This window comes from Sphingomonas adhaesiva (assembly GCF_002374855.1).
In the GTDB taxonomy this organism is placed as follows: domain Bacteria; phylum Pseudomonadota; class Alphaproteobacteria; order Sphingomonadales; family Sphingomonadaceae; genus Sphingomonas; species Sphingomonas adhaesiva.
The window spans coordinates 89,545-106,703 of the sequence record NZ_NWVC01000007.1 but is presented as its reverse complement, the minus strand read 5'-3'; the positions used below and the strand labels follow the sequence as shown (position 1 = coordinate 106,703).

The 17,159-nt window shown below is 70.1% G+C and carries 16 protein-coding genes; 6 read left to right on the top strand and 10 right to left on the bottom strand.

Features of this window, described 5'->3' with window-relative positions; translation table 11 throughout:
- Positions 1-54: 54 nt before the first annotated feature.
- From COA07_RS13855 to COA07_RS13835, 5 genes are all read right to left on the bottom strand, one after another.
- Entirely contained in the window at positions 55-1,437 is a 1,383-nt protein-coding gene (locus COA07_RS13855) for an alpha,alpha-trehalose-phosphate synthase (UDP-forming) (protein ID WP_066706431.1), read from the bottom strand.
- Positions 1,434-3,233: a glycoside hydrolase family 15 protein gene (locus COA07_RS13850; RefSeq protein WP_066706433.1), complete on the bottom strand. Its 1,800-nt coding sequence runs from the start codon at positions 3,231-3,233 to the stop codon at positions 1,434-1,436. The genes COA07_RS13855 and COA07_RS13850 overlap by 4 nt, the downstream gene beginning before the upstream one ends.
- Positions 3,230-3,976: a trehalose-phosphatase gene (otsB, locus tag COA07_RS13845; protein ID WP_066706436.1), complete on the bottom strand. Its 747-nt coding sequence runs from the start codon at positions 3,974-3,976 to the stop codon at positions 3,230-3,232. The genes COA07_RS13850 and otsB overlap by 4 nt, the downstream gene beginning before the upstream one ends.
- A 208-nt stretch (positions 3,977-4,184) precedes the next feature.
- On the bottom strand, positions 4,185-5,243 hold the full coding sequence (locus tag COA07_RS13840) for an NAD(P)H-dependent flavin oxidoreductase (protein ID WP_066706438.1): 1,059 nt from the start codon (positions 5,241-5,243) through the stop codon (positions 4,185-4,187).
- Positions 5,240-5,770, bottom strand: a complete 531-nt coding sequence (locus COA07_RS13835) for a GNAT family N-acetyltransferase (protein WP_066706441.1) — start codon at positions 5,768-5,770, stop codon at positions 5,240-5,242. The genes COA07_RS13840 and COA07_RS13835 overlap by 4 nt, the downstream gene beginning before the upstream one ends.
- Before the next feature lie 170 nt (positions 5,771-5,940).
- Here COA07_RS13835 and COA07_RS13830 point away from each other — a divergent pair, with 170 nt between their 5' ends.
- The 3 genes from COA07_RS13830 to COA07_RS13820 all read left to right on the top strand — a co-directional run bounded on the left by COA07_RS13830 (position 5,941) and on the right by COA07_RS13820 (position 8,740).
- Positions 5,941-7,389: a L,D-transpeptidase family protein gene (locus COA07_RS13830; protein ID WP_096641262.1), complete on the top strand. Its 1,449-nt coding sequence runs from the start codon at positions 5,941-5,943 to the stop codon at positions 7,387-7,389.
- A gap of 14 nt (positions 7,390-7,403) precedes the next feature.
- Positions 7,404-7,733: a hypothetical protein gene (locus tag COA07_RS13825; RefSeq protein WP_245842161.1), complete on the top strand. Its 330-nt coding sequence runs from the start codon at positions 7,404-7,406 to the stop codon at positions 7,731-7,733.
- A 296-nt stretch (positions 7,734-8,029) separates the two neighbouring features.
- Positions 8,030-8,740, top strand: coding sequence for an MgtC/SapB family protein (locus COA07_RS13820; RefSeq protein WP_066711503.1), 711 nt, complete (start codon positions 8,030-8,032; stop codon positions 8,738-8,740).
- A 214-nt stretch (positions 8,741-8,954) separates the two neighbouring features.
- Here COA07_RS13820 and COA07_RS13815 read toward each other — a convergent pair whose 3' ends face one another.
- The 5 genes from COA07_RS13815 to fdhD form a co-directional block, all read right to left on the bottom strand.
- Positions 8,955-10,157, bottom strand: a complete 1,203-nt coding sequence (locus COA07_RS13815; RefSeq protein ID WP_066711502.1) for an acyl-CoA dehydrogenase family protein — start codon at positions 10,155-10,157, stop codon at positions 8,955-8,957.
- 16 nt (positions 10,158-10,173) lie between these two features.
- Complete coding sequence (locus COA07_RS13810) at positions 10,174-11,265, bottom strand: acyl-CoA dehydrogenase family protein (RefSeq protein ID WP_066711501.1); 1,092 nt, start codon at positions 11,263-11,265, stop codon at positions 10,174-10,176.
- Positions 11,266-11,270: 5 nt separating this feature from the next.
- On the bottom strand, positions 11,271-12,059 hold the full coding sequence (locus tag COA07_RS13805) for an SDR family NAD(P)-dependent oxidoreductase (RefSeq protein WP_066711500.1): 789 nt from the start codon (positions 12,057-12,059) through the stop codon (positions 11,271-11,273).
- 75 nt (positions 12,060-12,134) lie between these two features.
- Complete coding sequence (locus tag COA07_RS13800) at positions 12,135-14,399, bottom strand: FdhF/YdeP family oxidoreductase (protein ID WP_083956901.1); 2,265 nt, start codon at positions 14,397-14,399, stop codon at positions 12,135-12,137.
- 7 nt (positions 14,400-14,406) lie between these two features.
- Entirely contained in the window at positions 14,407-15,177 is a 771-nt protein-coding gene (gene fdhD / locus COA07_RS13795; protein ID WP_096641234.1) for a formate dehydrogenase accessory sulfurtransferase FdhD, read from the bottom strand.
- A gap of 100 nt (positions 15,178-15,277) precedes the next feature.
- Between fdhD and COA07_RS13790 the strand changes: the two genes are divergently transcribed.
- The 3 genes from COA07_RS13790 to COA07_RS13780 all read left to right on the top strand — a co-directional run bounded on the left by COA07_RS13790 (position 15,278) and on the right by COA07_RS13780 (position 17,158).
- Entirely contained in the window at positions 15,278-16,078 is an 801-nt protein-coding gene (locus COA07_RS13790; RefSeq protein ID WP_066711827.1) for an enoyl-CoA hydratase/isomerase family protein, read from the top strand.
- On the top strand, positions 16,075-16,836 hold the full coding sequence (locus COA07_RS13785) for an SDR family NAD(P)-dependent oxidoreductase (RefSeq protein WP_066711828.1): 762 nt from the start codon (positions 16,075-16,077) through the stop codon (positions 16,834-16,836). Before COA07_RS13790 ends, COA07_RS13785 begins: the two co-directional genes overlap by 4 nt.
- A 142-nt stretch (positions 16,837-16,978) precedes the next feature.
- Positions 16,979-17,158 (top strand): hypothetical protein, encoded by a 180-nt coding sequence (locus tag COA07_RS13780; RefSeq protein WP_066711829.1) that lies wholly within the window; start codon positions 16,979-16,981, stop codon positions 17,156-17,158.
- Position 17,159 lies beyond the last annotated feature (1 nt).

The window sequence follows — 17,159 nt, the reverse complement described above, 5'->3', positions numbered from 1 at the left end:
TGCGGGGACGCAGACCGGGTATTTCAGACCGGGGGGCTATCGCGGCGTGTAGCGTCAGGCGTCGACCTCGGCGCGGCGCAGCGCGGCGAGGAAGCGGTCGGCCCACCAGGTGACGTCGCGTTCCTGCACCCCGGCCATCAGCCTTTCCCAGCGCCGCACGCGTTCGTCGCGCGGCATGCGCAGCGCCTGGCAGATCGCATCGGCCATCTCCTCCGCGCTGTACGGATTGACCAGCAGCGCATCGCCCATCTGTTCCGCCGCGCCCGCGAAGCGCGACAGCACCAGCACGCCGGGATCCGCCGGATCCTGCGCGGCGACATATTCCTTCGCGACCAAATTCATCCCGTCGCGCAACGGGGTCACCAGCCCGATCTTCGCCGCGCGATAGATGCCGGCCAGCTGGTCGCGCGGATAGCCCTGGTTGACGTAGCGGATCGGCACCCAGTCGACATCGGCATATTCGCCGTTGATCCGCCCCGACAGCCCTTCCAGCGACTGGCGGATGCGCTGGTAGCTTTCGACCGAGACGCGGCTGGGCGGCGCGATCTGGAGCAGGAACACTTCCTTGCGCTCCTCCGGATGCTCGATCAGGAAGCGTTCGTAGCCGAGGAAGCGTTCTTCCAGCCCCTTCGAATAATCGAGCCGGTCGACGCCGACGATCATGTCGCGCCCGTCCGCCGAATCGCGCATCCGGCGATAGGCGAGCCGCGCGTTGACGCTTTTCGACATGTCGGCGAACGCCGCCGCGTCGATCCCGATCGGGCAGGCGATCAGCTCCACGCTGCGGTCGCCCAGCCGCGCGACGCCATCCTCGATCACCGCGCCCATATCCTGTCGCGCATAGTCGCAGAAGGATTCCAGCCATTCCTCCGTATGGAAGCCGATCAGGTCGTAGGCGAACATCGATTCGACCAGCGCGCGTGCGCCCGGCAACGTCCCCAGCAGGCGGCGCGGCGGCCACGGGATGTGCAGGAAGAAGCCCATGCGATTTTCGCAGCCGCGCTGGCGCAGTTCGGCGCCCAGCGGGAACATGTGATAATCCTGGATCCACACCAGGTCGTCCGGCTCGATCAGCGGGCGCACCGTGTCGGCGAACCGCTGGTTCGTGCGCTGGTAGCCGCCGGCGAACTCACGCTCATATTCCGCCAGGTCGATGCGATAGTGGAACAGCGGCCACAACGTGCGGTTGGCGTAGCCGTCGTAATATTCCTGGACGTCCTGTTCCTCCAGATCGACGGTCGCGGTGGTGACGCCGTGCGCGCGCTGGAAGTTGATATGGCCGGTGAACTGGTCGGTCTGTTCCCCCGACCAGCCGAACCACAGCCCGCCGTTGGCGCGCAGCGCCGCCGCCATCGCCACCGCCAGCCCGCCCTGTGCGCCCGACGTGGAGCCGGTGGGGGCGCTGACCCGGTTGGAGATGACGATCAGGCGGCTCAACGGATACTACTCCATGGTTTGCTCAACATCGCGGCGCAATTGATCATGCCGACCAGCGAATAGGTCTGCGGGTAATTGCCCCACAATTCGCCGGTCGTGGGGTCGATATCCTCCGACAACAGCCCCGCGGCGGTGCGCCGGGTCAGCATCTCCTCGAACAAAATGCGCGCCTCGTCGCTGCGCCCGGTTAGGAAAAGCGCCTCGATCAGCCAGAAGGTGCAGAAATTGAATGCGGTTTCGGGCAGGCCGAAATCGTCCTCGGTATCGTAGCGCAGCATCGTCGAGCCGCGGCGCAGCCCCTTTTCGATCGCGGTCAGGGTATCGATGAAGCGCGGATCGTCGGCGGCGAAGAAGCGCAGGTCGAGCAGTTGCAGCACGCTGGCGTCCAGATCGTCGCCGCCGAAGGTCGCGGACATGCGCCGCGTCCCCTCGCGCCACGCCGCTTCCTCGATGCGCGCGCGGATCGCGTCGGCGCGCCCGGCCCACAGCGCCTGCCGGTCGGTCAACCCCAGCCGTTCGGCGGCGTTGGCCAGCCGGTCGCACGCCGCCCAGCACATCGCCGAGGAATAGGTGTGGACGCTCTGGCGCGTGCGCAATTCCCACAGCCCGGCGTCGGGCTGGTCGTAATAGGCCCAGGCGCGGTCGCCGACATGTTCGAGCGATTCGAAATCCTCGATCCCGGCGGTGCGGAACAGTCGCTGGTCGAAGAAGGCGTGGACCGAACACAGCACGATCTGGCCATAGGCGTCATGCTGGATCTGCTCGGCCGCCTGGTTGCCGACGCGCACCGGCCCCATGCCGCGATAGCCGGGCAGCGTCTCCTCGATCCGTTCGGGCAGATGCGCCTCGCCCAGCACGCCGTACAGCGGCTGGATATGCCCGCCGCGCTCCTCGTCATGGCTGGCAGCATCGACGATGTTGCGCAGATAGCCCAGATAGCCCTCCAGCACGTCGAGCGCGCCGAGGCGGTTGAGCGCCTGCACCGTATAATAGGCGTCGCGGATCCAGCAGAAGCGATAGTCCCAGTTGCGCTGCGACCCGGCATGTTCGGGGACCGAGGTGGTCAGCGCGGCGACGATCGCGCCGGTTTCCTCATGCTGGCACAGTTTCAGCGTGATCGCGCAGCGGATGACGACGTCCTGCCATTCCAGCGGCACCGCCAGCCCGCGCACCCACGACTGCCATTCGTGGGTGGTGCGGTACAGCATCAGGTCGACCGTCGCGGCCAGATCGCCCTGGAAGCTTTCGTCCGGCCCCAGGAAGAAATGCAGCGGGCGTTCGAGGCGGAAGGCGCGTTCGCCCTGCACCATCGCGATCGGCGCGGTGGTGGTCAGTCGCAGCGCGATCGTGTCCATCAGCAGCCGCAGGTGGTTCGACCCGCCGATCTGTTCGCGGCACCCCCCGCCCCAGCCGCAGGTCGGGCGCAGCTCGACCCGCACCCGCGGGCTGCCCGACAGCGGGCGGACGATCCGCGCGAAGGCGACCGGGCGATAGGTGCGCCCCTCGCGCTGGAAGCGCGGGCAGAAGTCGATCACCTCCACCGCGCCGCCGTGCGCGTCGCGGTGGGTGGTGACCAGGATCGGGGTGTTGCGGATATATTCCTGCTCGACCGAAACCGAATCCTCGAGGGCGATGCCCCAGAAGCCGGTATCGGGCGCCTCGCCCCCCAGCAGCGCGGAGAACAGCGGATCCCCGTCGACACGCGGCACGCAGCCCCACACGAAGCGGCCGGCACGGTCGACCAGCGCGCTGACCTGGCAATTGCCGATCGGCCACAGATCCAGCGTCGTCGTCATGCATTCCCCCGTGCGGCGGCGTCGAGAAAGGCGAGCGCGTCGGCGACGCCGGCCAGGCGGAAGGACGCGGCGGTCGCGCGCGGCGCGCCGATCAGCACGCCCGCGCCACCCAGCGCACGCGCGGCATGGAAGCCGGCCTCGTCGGTCACGTCGTCCCCCATGAACACAGGACGCGCGTGGCGCCGTTCCGGTTCCGTCATCAACAGATCGACCGCCGCGCCCTTGTCGCGGCCGGGCAGGCGCAGTTCCACCACCATCTTGCCATGCTGGACGACCAGCCCGTGGCGCGCGGCGAGCGTATCGGCGAGCGCGGCGGCGGCATCGCCCGCATGCGCCGCGCGGCGATAGTGGAGGCCGACGCCGAACGGCTTGTCCTCCACCAGCACCCCATGGTGCGCGGCGGCCAGATCGTGCGCGGCGGCCAGCGCGGCATCGAGCGCGGCGGGGCGATCGGGCGCGTGGACGGTGCCGTCGGCGTCGGCGATCTCCAGCCCGTGGCTGCCCGCGATCACCAGCGCGGCGGGGGCGATCAGCGCGCGCACCTCGTGCACCGGCCGCCCGCTGACGATCGCGACCCCGCCGGGCAGGCGCGCCGCCAGCCGTTCGAGCAGAGCGGGCAGTTCGGGCGCGACGACCACCGCATCGGGGGTGGCGGCCAGTTCGACCAGCGTGCCGTCGAAATCGAGGAACAGGCTGGCGCCGGCAAGCAGATCGGCGGGCGGGGGCGGAAGGGGGGCGCTCATGCGCGCCTAGGTGGCGCGGGGCGCGCGATGGTGCAATGCGGAAAGGGTCGGCGTGGCGCGCCCGCTGCGCGGGCGGGGCATCGCCAGAACCGTCGCCCCAGCGAAGGCTGGGGCCTTTCGCGGCTCCTGCGGCACCCTGTCGGCCCGAGATCCCGGCTTTCGCCGGGATGACGGTGTTGGCGCCGGGATGACGATACGGCCGGCCCGCTCAGCGGGTGCGGCGGTCGAGCGCCTCGGCGGCTTCGGTCATCAGCGCGGCGATGATGTCGGCGACGGGTTCCTCCTTCGTCACCATCCCGACCGACTGGCCGGCCATCACGCTGCCGTGCTCGACGTCGCCGTCGATCACCGCGCGGCGCAGCGCGCCGGCCCAGTAATGCTCGATCTGCAACTGCGCCTCGGCCATCGCGACCGCGCCTTCGTCCAGCGACTGCGCGACCTCGCGCTGTTTCGCGGTGAACAGTTCCGACCCGGCGTTCTTCAGCGCGCGCACCGGGATCACCGGCAGGCGCGGGTCGATCTGCACGCTGGCGACCGCGTCGCGCGCGCTGGCGCGGATGAACGCCTTCTTGAAATTGGCGTGCGCGATGCTTTCGGTCGCGCAGACGAAGCGCGTGCCGAGCTGGACGCCCGCCGCGCCCATGTCGAGATAGCCGGCGATCGCTTCCCCCCGGCCGATCCCGCCGGCGACGAACACCGGCACCTGATCGGCGATCTCGGGCAGCATTTCCTGCGCCAGCACGCTGGTGGAAACGGGGCCGATATGGCCGCCGGCCTCCATCCCCTCGATCACCAGCGCGTCGACGCCGGAACGGATCAGCTTCTTCGCCAGCGCCAGCGTGGGGGCGAAGCAGATGACCTTCGCGCCCGATGCCTTGATCGCCTCCAGCGAGCCCTTGGGCGGCAGCCCCCCGGCCAGCACGACATGCCCGACGCCGTGGCGCGCGCACACCGCGATCAGATCGGTCAGCTGCGGATGCATGGTGATGAGGTTGACGCCGAACGCGCGGGTCGTCAGCGCCTTCGTCCCCGCGATCTCCGCGTCGAGCAGCTCGGGGGTCATCGCGCCGCACGCGATCACGCCGAACCCGCCAGCGTTCGACATCGCCGCGACCAGATGGCGTTCCGACACCCACGACATCGCGCCCGCCATGATCGCGACGTCCGCGCCCAGAAACGCGGCGCCGCGTTCCATGCGGCGCGCCAGGCGCGCGGCGCCGGTGGAGGGGGCATCAGCGGCCGTCGGGGCGATCAGCGTATCGGTCATCGCGCAGCCGTAGAACGCGGGCGCGCGCGCGGCAATCCTTCCGCCAGATCGCGGTACATCACCAGCGCATCGACCAGGCCGTGGACCGGATGGTCGAACGCGCGCGGCAGCGTGCCGACGACCGCGAAGCCCAGCCCGCGCCACAGCGCGACGGCGCGGTCGTTGGTGGCGACCACGAAGTTGAACTGCATCGCGCGGAACCCGGCCGCACGCGCATGGTCAAGCGAATGGACGCACATCGCGCGCGCCACCCCGCGCCCGCGCGCCGCCGCCGCGGTGGCGTAGCCGGCATTGGCGACATGCGCACCGCCGCCGCGCTGATTGGCGCGCACCCAACAGGTGCCCAGCACCGCGCCGTCCGCGCCGACCGCGACGAACACGTCGTGCGCCGGCGCCATCCAATAGGCGAGCGCGGCGTCGCGGCCGATGTCGCGTTCGATCGCATTGGTTTCCCCGGCGCGGAACACCGGCAGGAGGATCGCGGCGATCGCGTCGGCATCGGCGGGGGTGGCGGGCCTGATCTGCATTGCGACGCTTCACCACATCCACCGTGCAACCGCAGCTTCTTTTCGCTTGTTCATTGGCCAGCAGGGTGCGCACCGCCATATGGGGCGCGACGACGAACGGGGAGATCGACAGGGTGAACGGATCGGGGCAGGCGATCGTGGCGCGGCTCGCACGGCAGGCGGTGATCGGGATGACGGCGGCGGCCGTCGCCGGCCAGGCGTTGGCGCAGGCGCCCGCGCCGCAGCCGATCCCGACGATCACGCCGCCCGCCCCCACCCAGCCCGGCCCGCTGGCGCCGGTGGCGCGCGCGCCGGTATCGCTGCCGACGCTGTCGGCGGCACAGGCCAGGCAGCTGGCGACGCTGATCGCCGACGACGAAGTCGCGCAGGGGCTGCGCTATACCCGGCGCACCGACCTCGACCGGCTGGACGGTGCGGCGCTGGTGCGTGCCGCGCTCGACCATGCGCGCGCGATCCGCAGCGGACGGTTGATGGCGGAGGATTTCCAGCGCGACTGGGGCATCCGCCCGCCCGCCTACGACCCGCTGCCCGATTTCGCCGCGGCGGTGGCGAACGACCGGCTGTCGGCCTGGGTGCGCGCGCTGCCCCCGCCCTATGTCGGCTATGACGCGCTGGTCGCCGGGCTGGCACGCTATCGCCGGATCGCCGCCGACGGCGGGTGGCCGACGATCGCCACCGCGCCGACGTTCGGATCGCGCGGGGCCGCGGTCGCGACGCTGCGCGCGCGGCTGGCGGCGGAGGACCCGCAGGTCGCGAAGAGCGGCGACACGTTCGATGCCGCGCTGCTCGACGCGGTGCGCCGCGCGCAGCGGCGCTATGGCCTGAACCCGGTCGGCACGGTGGGATCGCAGACGATCGCCGCGCTCAACGTGCCGGTCGAACGGCGCATCCGCCAGATCATGGCGAACCTGGAACGCTGGCGCTGGCTGCCGCCGCGGCTGGACCAGAAGCGCGTGCAGGTGAACATCGCCGCGGCGGTGCTGACCGCGTTCGACGGCGATGCGCCGGTGATGTCGATGAAGGCGGTGACCGGGCGCCCGGGGAACGAGACGCCGATGCTGATCTCCAAGATCAACAGCATCGTCATCAACCCGCCGTGGAACGTGCCGACGTCGATCGCGACCAAGGAATTGTGGCCCAAGGAACGCGCCAACCCCGGTTACCTGAAGCGCAACGGGTTCCGCGTGATCGACAATGGCGACGGCAGCAAGCGGTTGCAGCAGGCGTCGGAGCGCAGCGCGCTGGGGCGGTTCAAGTTCGATTTCCCCAACGATTTCGCGGTGTACCTGCACGACACGCCCGCGCAATCGGGCTTTTCGCGGTTCGACCGGCTGGCCAGCCACGGCTGCGTCCGGCTGGAGAAGCCCGAGGAACTGGCCAAGCTTCTGCTGAAGACGACCCCCGAATGGCAGCCCGACGCGATCGACGCCGCGGTCGCGGCGGGCAAGACGGTGCGCGCGCGCATGGCCGAGCCGGTGACGGTGTACCTGCTGTACTGGACCGCCTTCGCCAGCGCGGACGGCCAGGTCGGCTTCCGGGATGATCCCTATGGCTGGGATGCCAAGCTGGCGGCTACGATCGAGCGGCGTTCGCAGGTACAGGCACAGGCGACGACATGAGCAAAGGAATCCACGTGACCAAGCGTTCGACCCCGCTTTTCCTGGCGACCCTGCTGGCGGCGACCGCGCTGGCGGGCTGTTCGCGCCATGACGAGCCGGAAACCCCGCCGGCGGACACCAACATGGCGGTCGAGGAAATCGCCCCGCCCGAGGCCGCGCCGACCCCGGAGCCGATGCCGACCGCCGCGCCGTCGCCGATCGAGAATGTCGCCGCGCTGCCCGACGCGCCGCCGCCGGCACCCGACGAGCAGATGCTGGACGACGCCTCCGTCACCGGCATGACCGCGCGCGCCAACCGCGACGCGGCGGACGAACAGGCGCCGGCAGAGAAGAAGCAGAACTGACGGTTCGGGGCGTGGTGGCTGGGGCGGGTAGAGACCTTCGCCGACGTCGGTTTCCGCCTCCTTATGTCGTCACGCCGGCCAAGGCGCGAGGTTTACAAGCCCACGCCGTCATGCCGGACTGGTTCCGGCATCCACGTTTCCGCACACGGGCACGCGCCTGATGTCGCGGCACAGTGGACCCCGGAACAAGTCCGGGGTGACGGAGGGAACTAGATAGACGGACCTCCCGCCCGCCCCTCTCCCTCGCCGCCGGCGGCGTCACGCAAACGTCACATTCGCGGCGCACCGCGCGCGCCGTGGATACGAGCTTTCCCCTGACCGACAGCTGGCGGCTGCTCGCCGCGCTGGCGACGGCGTTCGTGCTGGGCACGGCGATCGGGCTGGAGCGGCAGTGGCGGCAGCGCACCGCGGGGCTGCGCACCAACGTGCTGGTCGCGGTGGGCGCGGCGGCGTTCGTCGACCTGGGGGTGCAGACCGCCGGGCAGGACGGCGCGGCGCGGGTGATCGCCTATGTCGTGTCCGGCATCGGCTTCCTGGGTGCGGGCGTCATCATGAAGGAAGGCACGCAGGTCCGCGGGCTGAACACCGCCGCGACGTTGTGGACGTCGGCGGCGGTCGGCGCCTTCGCGGGCGTGGGCCGGCTGGCGGAGGCGGCGGTGGTCACCGGCTTCGTGCTGGCGGGCAATACGATGCTGCGCCCGCTGGTCGATTTCGTGAACCGCCGCCCGATCGCGGAGCGGCATACCGAGGCGCTGTACCGCGTCCATGTCGTCTGCGCGCCCGAGCGCGTGTCGATGGCGCGCGACGTCCTGTACGAGGAGCTGGAGGTCCACGACTATCCGGTGCGCGAGATCGAGATGATGACCGAATCGGACGCCGCGGTGGAACTGGCCGCCGCGCTGCTGCCGACCAGCGCGGAGGCCGCCGACCTGGACCGGATCGTCGCGCATATCGCGCGGCGGCCGGGGATCGTCAGCGCGACCTGGACGGTCAGCACGACGAACTGACGCGCCCTCACCGGGCGGTCGAAGAAGATGGGTTCACGCGAAGACGCGAAGGCGCAACGGGGCGGCGCCCGCGGTTCGCGACAGCGCGCCCGTCAGATGGCACAGGACGATGACGCTGCGCGTCGATGACGATTGCTTCGCGCCTTCGCGTCTTCGCGTCTTCGCGTGAACCCATCTTCTCCTTCGTATCGCCCGCGCCTCCGCCCCGGCCCCGCTACGCCGGCAGGTCGCGGAACGCCGCGTCCTTGTCGGTGCGGATTTCGCCGGGCAGGCCCAGCACGCGTTCGGCGATGATGTTCTTCAGGATCTCGTCGGTGCCGCCCGCGATGCGCAGCCCCGGCGCGTTGAGCGTCGCCGACTGGAACAGCCCGCGCAGCGGCGCCAGCGCGGGATCGGCGATGATGCCGTATTGGTCCTCCGCCTCGACCGCCGAATTGCCGATATCCTGCAACTGGTTGGCGGCGATGATCTTGCCGATCGAGCTTTCCGGCCCCGGCGTCTGCCCGCGGCTGAGCGCGGTGATGGTGCGCATCCGGGTGTTGCGCAGCCCCTCCGCCTGGACCCACCAGTCGGCCAGTTTCTGGCGAAAGGCGGGATCGTGGAGCAGCTTGCCGCCGTCCGCGCCGTCCACCTCACGCGCCAGTTTCAATATCTCCTTCGGCCCCGCGCCGCCGCCGCCGCCGACCGCCAGCCGTTCGTTCATCAGCGTGACCAGCGCGACCTTCCAACCGGCATCGACCGCGCCCAGCCGCTGCGCGTCGGGGATGCGCACGTCGGTGAAATAGACTTCGTTGAAGTTCGACCCGCCCGACATCTGGTGGATCGGCCGGATCTCCACCCCCGGCGCGCGCAAGTCGAGCCAGAACATCGTCAGCCCCTTGTGCTTGGGCACGTCGGGGTTGGTGCGCACCAGCACGATGCCGAAGTCGGAATAATGCGCGCCCGACGTCCACACCTTCTGCCCGTTGACGACCCAGTCGTCGCCGTCGCGCACCGCGCGGGTGCGGATCGCTGCAACGTCCGACCCGCCGGCGGGTTCGGAAAACAGCTGCGACCAGATTTCCTCGCCGCGCAGCGCCGGGCCGACGAACCGCTGCTTCGTCGCATCGTCGGCGAAGGCCATGACGGTGGGGATGCACATCCCCAGCCCGATCGTGAAATAGCCGTACTGGACGGGGTGCTTTGCCTCCTCCTGCCCGAAGATCACGCTCTGGATCGGGGTACCGCCGCCGCCGCCCCATTCCTTCGGCCAGGTGATCTGCGCATAGCCGGCCGCGGCCTTGCGCGCCTGCCACGCGCGCGCCGCCGCCATGTCGTCGGCATAAGCGATCGCCTTGTGCTCGGCGACGTTCGCGGCCAGCCAGTCTCGCGCGCGGGCGCGATAGGCGGCTTCGTCGGGGGTATCGTTGAAGTCCATCGTACCGTTCCTCGCTTCAGGCCGCGTTGCGGCGTTCGAGCTGCGCGACCAGCCGCTCGCGCCAGACCGCCGGCGCCCCGGCAACCAGCGCCAGCTGGCGCGAGCGGCGATAGTGGAGCTGCGGATCGGCTTCCCAGGTGAAGCCGATGCCGCCGTGGGTCTGGATATTCTCCTTGGCGGCGAACCAATAGGCCTCGCTGGCGGCGACGCGCGCGGTCGCGGCGGCCAGCGGCAGTTCCGCCGCGCCGCTGCCCAGCGCCCAGGCGCCGTAATAGGCGTTGGAGCGTGCGATCTCGTTCCTGACGTAAATGTCGGCCAGCTTGTGCTTGATCGCCTGATAGCCGCCGATCGCGCGGCCGAAGGCGTGGCGCTGGAGCGCATAGTCCTTGGCCATTTCCAGCGCGCGGTCGGCGCCGCCCAGCTGCTCGAACGCCAGCAGCACCGCCGCGCGGTCGAACACCGCCTGCATCGCGGCGAAGCCGTCCTCGTCGCCCAGCCGCTCGGCCGGCGCGCCGTTGAAGACGATCTTCGCGGCGGCGCGCGTAGGGTCGAGCGTCGCCAGCGGCTCGGCGGCGACCGGCCCCTCCACCAGGTACAGGCCGTCGTCTGCGAGCACGACCAGCACGTCGGCGATCTGCCCGTCGGTGACGGGGATCTTGGTGCCGCTGAGCCGGCCGTCGACGACGCGCGTCGCGATCCGCCCCGGCGCGATTGCGCCCGGCCCCTCCGAGGTGGCGAAGGCGCCGATGACCTCGCCCGCGGCGATGCGCGGCAGCCAGCGCGTCTTCTGTTCCTCGCTGCCCAGCAGCATCAGCGCCTCGGCGACGAAATAGACGGTGGACGCGAACGGTACCGGCGCCAGCGCGCGGCCCAGCTCTTCCGCCAGCGCGCACAATTCGACATGGCCCAGCCCCAGCCCGCCATAAGCTTCCGGGATCGCCGCCCCCAGCCAGCCCTGCCCCGCGATCGCGCGCCACAGCGCATCGTCGTGATGCCGGTCGTCGTGATCGAGGACGCCGCGCACCACCGCGGTATCGCAGCGCGCGGCCAGGAAGCGGCGCGCCTCCTCCTTCAGCATCTTCTGCTCATCGGAATAGTCGAAGTTCATCGGCGCTACCTCGGCTGCATGCGGATGGCGCCGTCCAGCCGGACGTCCTCGCCATTGAAATAGGGGTTGCGGATCATCTCCAGCGCGAGCCGGGCATATTCGTCGGCGCGGCCCAGCCGCTTCGGGAACGGCACCATCGCGCCCAGCGCCGCCTTCACCTGCGGCTTCGCCCGCGCCAGCAGCGGCGTGTCGAAGATGCCGGGCAGGATCGTGTTGCAGCGGATCGCCTCCGCCGCCAGATCGCGCGCGACCACCAATGTCATGCCGATGATCCCCGCCTTGGCCGAGGCATAGGAGATCTGGCCGACCTGCCCTTCCTCGCCCGCGACGCTGGCGGTGTTGACGATCGCGCCGCGATCGCCGTCGGCGGTGGGCGGCAGCGTCATCATCCCCGCCGCCGCGCCGACGATGCAGCGGAACGTGCCGACCAGGTTGAGTTCGAGCGTCGCGCGGTAATGGTCGATCGGATAGGGGACGATCGCGCCGTCCTCCTTCGACCGCGCGACCGTCTTGTTCGGGCCGCCGACGCTGCCGCCGGCGCAATTGACCAGCACGCGTTCCTGCCCGTTGGCGGCGCGCGCCGCGGCGAAGCCGGCGTCGACCGACCCCTGATCGGTGACGTCGACATGGCAGAAGGTCGCGCCGATCTCAGCCGCGACGCCCGGTCCGATATCGGCATTGCGATCGAACAGCGCGACGCGGCATCCGGCGGCGATCAGCGCCTGAGCGGTAGCGCGCCCCAGTCCGGACGCACCCCCGGTGACGACGGCCGCGATATCGGGGCCAAGCTGCACATCCCTCTCCCTCTTGCGGGTTATCGAGGGATAACGTCTGTTATGGTGACGCGCACGTCAAGAGGCTTGGCACGATCAGGCGACGATCCGCACCGGCACCGACTTGGCGGCGGGGACGTGGCTTTCCTCCGCATGATGTTCCAGCGGGATCAGCGGGTTGCACTCCGGGTAATAGGCCGCGATGCAGCCGGGCGGCACATTGTATTCGACGACGATCAGGTCGCCGACGCGCCGGTCGTGGTTGTCGCCCGCGTCGCTGGCCAGCGTCACCTTCTGTCCGTTCGACAGCCCCGCCTTCGCGATATCGTCGCGGTTCATCAGCACCACCTGCCGCGTGCCGTTGATGCCGCGGAACCGGTCCGAATAGCCGTAGACGGTGGTGTTGAACTGATCGTTCGAGCGCAAGGTGAGCAGCCGGTAGCGGCCGTCCGCGGCGGCGAAGCCGGTGGCGTTCAGCTCGGCCGGCGCCAGGAACTCGGCCTTGCCGCTGGGCGTGTCCCATTCGCGCCCCGATGCCTTGTTCCCCTTCCAGAAACCGCCCGGCTCCTCGGCGAGGCGCTGGTTGAAGCGGGCGAAGAAATGCGGGAAGATCGCCGCGATCTCGTCGCGGATCAGCGCATAGTCGCCGATCCATTCGTCCCATTTCACCGCCGGATTGGCGGGCAGCAGCGCCCTGGCGATGCCCGCGACGATCGCGGGTTCGGAGAGCAGGTGCGGACTGGCGGGATCGACCTTCCCCAGCGAGGCGTGGATGACGCTGGTCGAATCCTCCACCGTCACACGCTGCGGCCCCGTTTCCTGCAGATCGCGCTCGATCCGGCCCAGGCACGGCAGCAGCCAGGTGTCGCCGGCGGCGGGCAGCAGGTGGCTGCGGTTCAGCTTGGTGGCGATCTGCACCGACAGGTCCATCCGCATCCAGCCGTCCTCGACCAGTTCGGTTTCCGGCACCGCGCGCGCGAAATTGCCGCCCAGCGACAGGAACGCCTTCACCGTGCCGTCGATGATGCCGCGGCACGCCTCCACCGTGTCCAGCCCCTTTTCGGTGGGCGGAGTGAAGCCATAGCGCTCCTTAAGCGCATCGACCGGCGCCAGCTCGGTCTTCTCGGTGATGCCGACGGTGCGCTGGCCCTGCACGTTGCTGTGCCCGCGCACCGGGCACAGGCCCGCGCCCGGCTTGCCGATGTTGCCGCGCATCAGCATCAGGTTCACGAGCATGCGGACGTTGTCGACGCCCTTCACATGCTGCGTCAGCCCCATGCCGTAGATCGCCATCGCCGCCTTCGCGCGCGCATAGATGGCCGCGACCCCCTCGATCGCGGCACGCGTCAGCCCCGATTCGCGTTCGATATCCGCCCAGTCCGCCGCCTGCACGCTGGCGGCGAACGCCTCATAGCCGTGGGTGTGGCGGGCGACGAAATCGTGGTCGACGCGGTCGTTGTCGATCAGCCATTTGGCGATGCCGGTCATCGCGGCGATATCGCCGCCGGCGATCACCTGATGATATTGGGTGGCGATCGGGGTTTCGCCGCCGGTCGCCATCTCGATCGGGTTCTGCGGATCGGTGAAGCGTTCCAGCCCGCGTTCGCGCAGCGGGTTGAACACGACGATCGGTGCGCCGCGCTTGTGCACCGCGCGCAGCTGGTGGAGCATCCGCGGGCTGTTGGTGGCGACGTTCTGGCCGAAGTGCAGGATGCAGTCGGTATGGTCGAAATCCTCGATCTTCACGGTGCCCACCGGCACGCCGATCGACGCCTTCAGCCCGACCGACGTCGATTCGTGGCACATGTTCGAACTGTCGGGCAGGTTCTGGTTGCCGTAGAGGCGCGCCATCAGCTGCCACAGGAACGAGGTTTCCAGGCTGGCGCGGCCCGAGGCGTAGAAGACCACCGACCGCGGATCGAGCGGCTTGAGCCGCGCGGCGATCGCGGCGAACGCCTCCTCCCACGGCGCCACGACATAGCGGTCGGTCGCAGCGTCGTAGCGCATCGGATGGGTCAGCCGCCCGGCTTCCTCCAGCCGGTAATCGCTCCAGCCGCGCAGCTGCGTCAACGTATGCTGGCGGAAGAACGCCGGGGTGACGCGCTGCGAGGTGATTTCCCAGGCGGTCGCCTTCGCGCCGTTTTCGCAGAATTCGGCGGCATGCGTCGGATCGGGCTTGGCCCAGGCGCAGCTGACGCAGGCGAAGCCGTCCGGCTTGTTCTGGCGCAGCAGCTCGGCGCTGGTGACGACCGGGTTCTTTTCGCGCGGGATGATGTCCGCCAGCGAGCGGAGCGACCCCCATCCGCCCGCCGGGCCGGGATAGGGGGTGAAATCGGGGCGGTCGTCATATTGTTCGGTCATGGCACCCCTAACGCACGGGATCGGCGATCAGCACCGCGTCGTCGCGCGCCAGGCTGACCAGCGTCAACCCCGCCGCGGCGGCGCGCGCCAGCGCCAGCGTGGTCGCCGCCGATACGGTGACCAGCATCGGGCAGTCGGCCAGCGCGGCCTTTTCCACCAGTTCGTACGAACAGCGCGACGACAGCAGCGCGAACCCGCCGTCCCACGCCATGCCGCCGCGCGCCATCGCGCCGATCAGCTTGTCGAAGGCATTGTGGCGGCCGACATCCTCGCGCGCGCAGCGGATCGTGCCGTCCGCCGCGCACAGCATCGCGGCATGCGCGGCGCCGGTCGCGGCGTTCAGCGGCTGGTGCGCGCGCATCGCCGCCAGCGCGGCGAACACCGCCGCGGTCGGCGCGGTGGCGGCGGGGACGCGCGGCAGCGGGCGGTGGACGGCATCGAGGTTGTCCATCCCGCACAGTCCGCACGAACTGTCGCTGGTGCGCCGCCGCACGCGGTCGGCGACCGCGGCGGCGCGCGCGGGGGGCACGGCGAGCCGCACGATCGTCCCCTGCGGTGCGTCATGCAGGTCGATCGCGGCCAGTTCCGAGCGATCGGCGACGATCCGTTCGGACAGCGCGAAGCCGGTGGCGAAATCGGCAAGGTCGGCGGGGGTCGCCATCATCACCGCATAGCCCAGGCCGTTGACCTCGATCGCGACCGGCGCCTCCTCGGCGATCGCGCGGCGGTGCGGTTCGGTGCGGCCATCGGGAAAGGCGCGGCGGAAGTCGTGGTCCATCGCGCGCGCTTGTGCCCGATCCGCATCCCCGCGGCCATCGCCGTTGCGGGATAACTTTAGTTATGCCAACCTGCGCGCAAAGAAGGAACGGGAGAGGGTGATGACGCAGCGACAGACGATCGTCGTGGAGCGGCGCGGCGCGACCGAATGGGTGACGATGAACCGGCCCGACCGGCTCAACGCGCTGGACGACGCGATGGTCGGCGAACTCTCCGACTATTTCCGCGGGCTGGCGACCGACCGCGAGGTGCGCGTCGTGGTGCTGCGCGGCGCCGGCAGCGCCTATTGCGCGGGGCTGGACCTGAAGGCCGATCCGGTCGAGCGCGACACGATCGACCGGCTGCGCCACCAGCGGTCGATCGCGGAGATCGTGATGGCGATGCGCTATGCGCCGCAGCCGATCGTCAGCCTGATCCACGGGCCGGCGTGCGGCGGCGGCTTCGCGATGGCGCTGGCGTCCGACGTGCGGATCGCGGGCGAAAGCGCGCGGATGAACGCGGCCTTCATCCGCATCGGCCTGTCGGCGTGCGACATCGGGGTCAGTTACTTCCTGCCGCGGCTGGTCGGCGCGTCGCTGGCGGCCGAACTGATGCTGACGGGCGATTTCATCCATGCCGAGCGCGCGCTGGCGTGCGGGCTGGTGAGCCGCGTCGTCCCCGATGCCGAGCTGGAGGCGGCGGCCGTGCCGCTGGTCGAACGGATGCTGGATGCCTCGCCGCTGGGGCTGCGGCTGACCAAGGAGTGTCTGCGGATGAGCATCGATGCCCCCTCGCTCGAATCGGCGATCGCGATGGAGGATCGCAACCAGATCCTGACCGTCGGCGACAACGCCTTTGCCGAGGGGCTGAGCGCGTTCCTGGAGAAGCGGCGTCCGGACTATAGCAAGGGAGCGCGGGCATGAGCGCGCCGCTGACGGGACGCGTCGCGCTGGTGACGGGCGCGGGGCGCGGAATCGGGCGCGCGATCGCGCTGCGGCTGGCGCACGACGGCGCGGACGTGGCGGTCAATTACCGCCGCGACGCCGATGCCGCGGCGGAGGTGGTCGCCGCGATCGAGGCGATGGGGCGGCGCGCGCGCGCCTATCCGGCGTCGGTCGATTCGTTCGACGCCTGCGCGACATTGGTGGAGGCGGTGGCGGCGGATTTCGGCGCGATCGACATCCTGGTCAACAACGCCGGCATCGCCAGTCGCGGGCAATCGGTCGCCGATACCGATCCCGCCGAGCTGGAACGCGTGGTGCGCACCCATGCGCTGGCGCCGCATTACCTGTCGAAACTGGCCATCCCGTGGATGCGCCAGCGGACGCGCGGCGATATCGTGATGATCTCGTCGGTGGCGACGCTGTATCACGCCGCCAACGGCGCGCCGTACAACATGGGCAAGGCGGCGGTGGAGGCGCTGGCGCAGACGCTGGCCAAGGAGGAGCGCGCGCATGGCATCCGCGTCAACATCGTCGCGCCGGGACTGACCGTCACCGACATGGGCAAGCGGCTGGCGATGGCGACGCGCGGCGTGGCGGATATCCATGAACTGGACGCGGGGTCGCCGTTCGGGCGCGTTTCCACGCCGGAGGACGTCGCGGCGGCGGTCGCCTTCTTCGTGTCGGCTGACGCCGACTACGTCACCGGGCAGAAGATCAACCTGCACGGCGGGGGATAGCGCGACCGCGCTTCGCGGCCAAGCGACGGGAATTGTGGCGGAATCTTGATCGAGTTGAACGCCGCGCGCGGCAGGGTGGTGCATAGTGCGCAACCGCCGCCGGATGCCGGCGGCCCCTTCGCTCGATCAGAAAGGTTGCGCCATGTCAGCCACCGACGATGCCGAATTCTTCCGCCGCCGTTCCGACCAGGAACGCGCCCTTGCCCGCGACACGGACGTCAAGGCGATCCGGCGGCTCCACCTCGACCTGGCCGAACGTTATACGCAGCGGTTGCGCGAGGCGGTCGCGCGCAAGCGCGCGAACGCGACCGCGCGGCCATAGC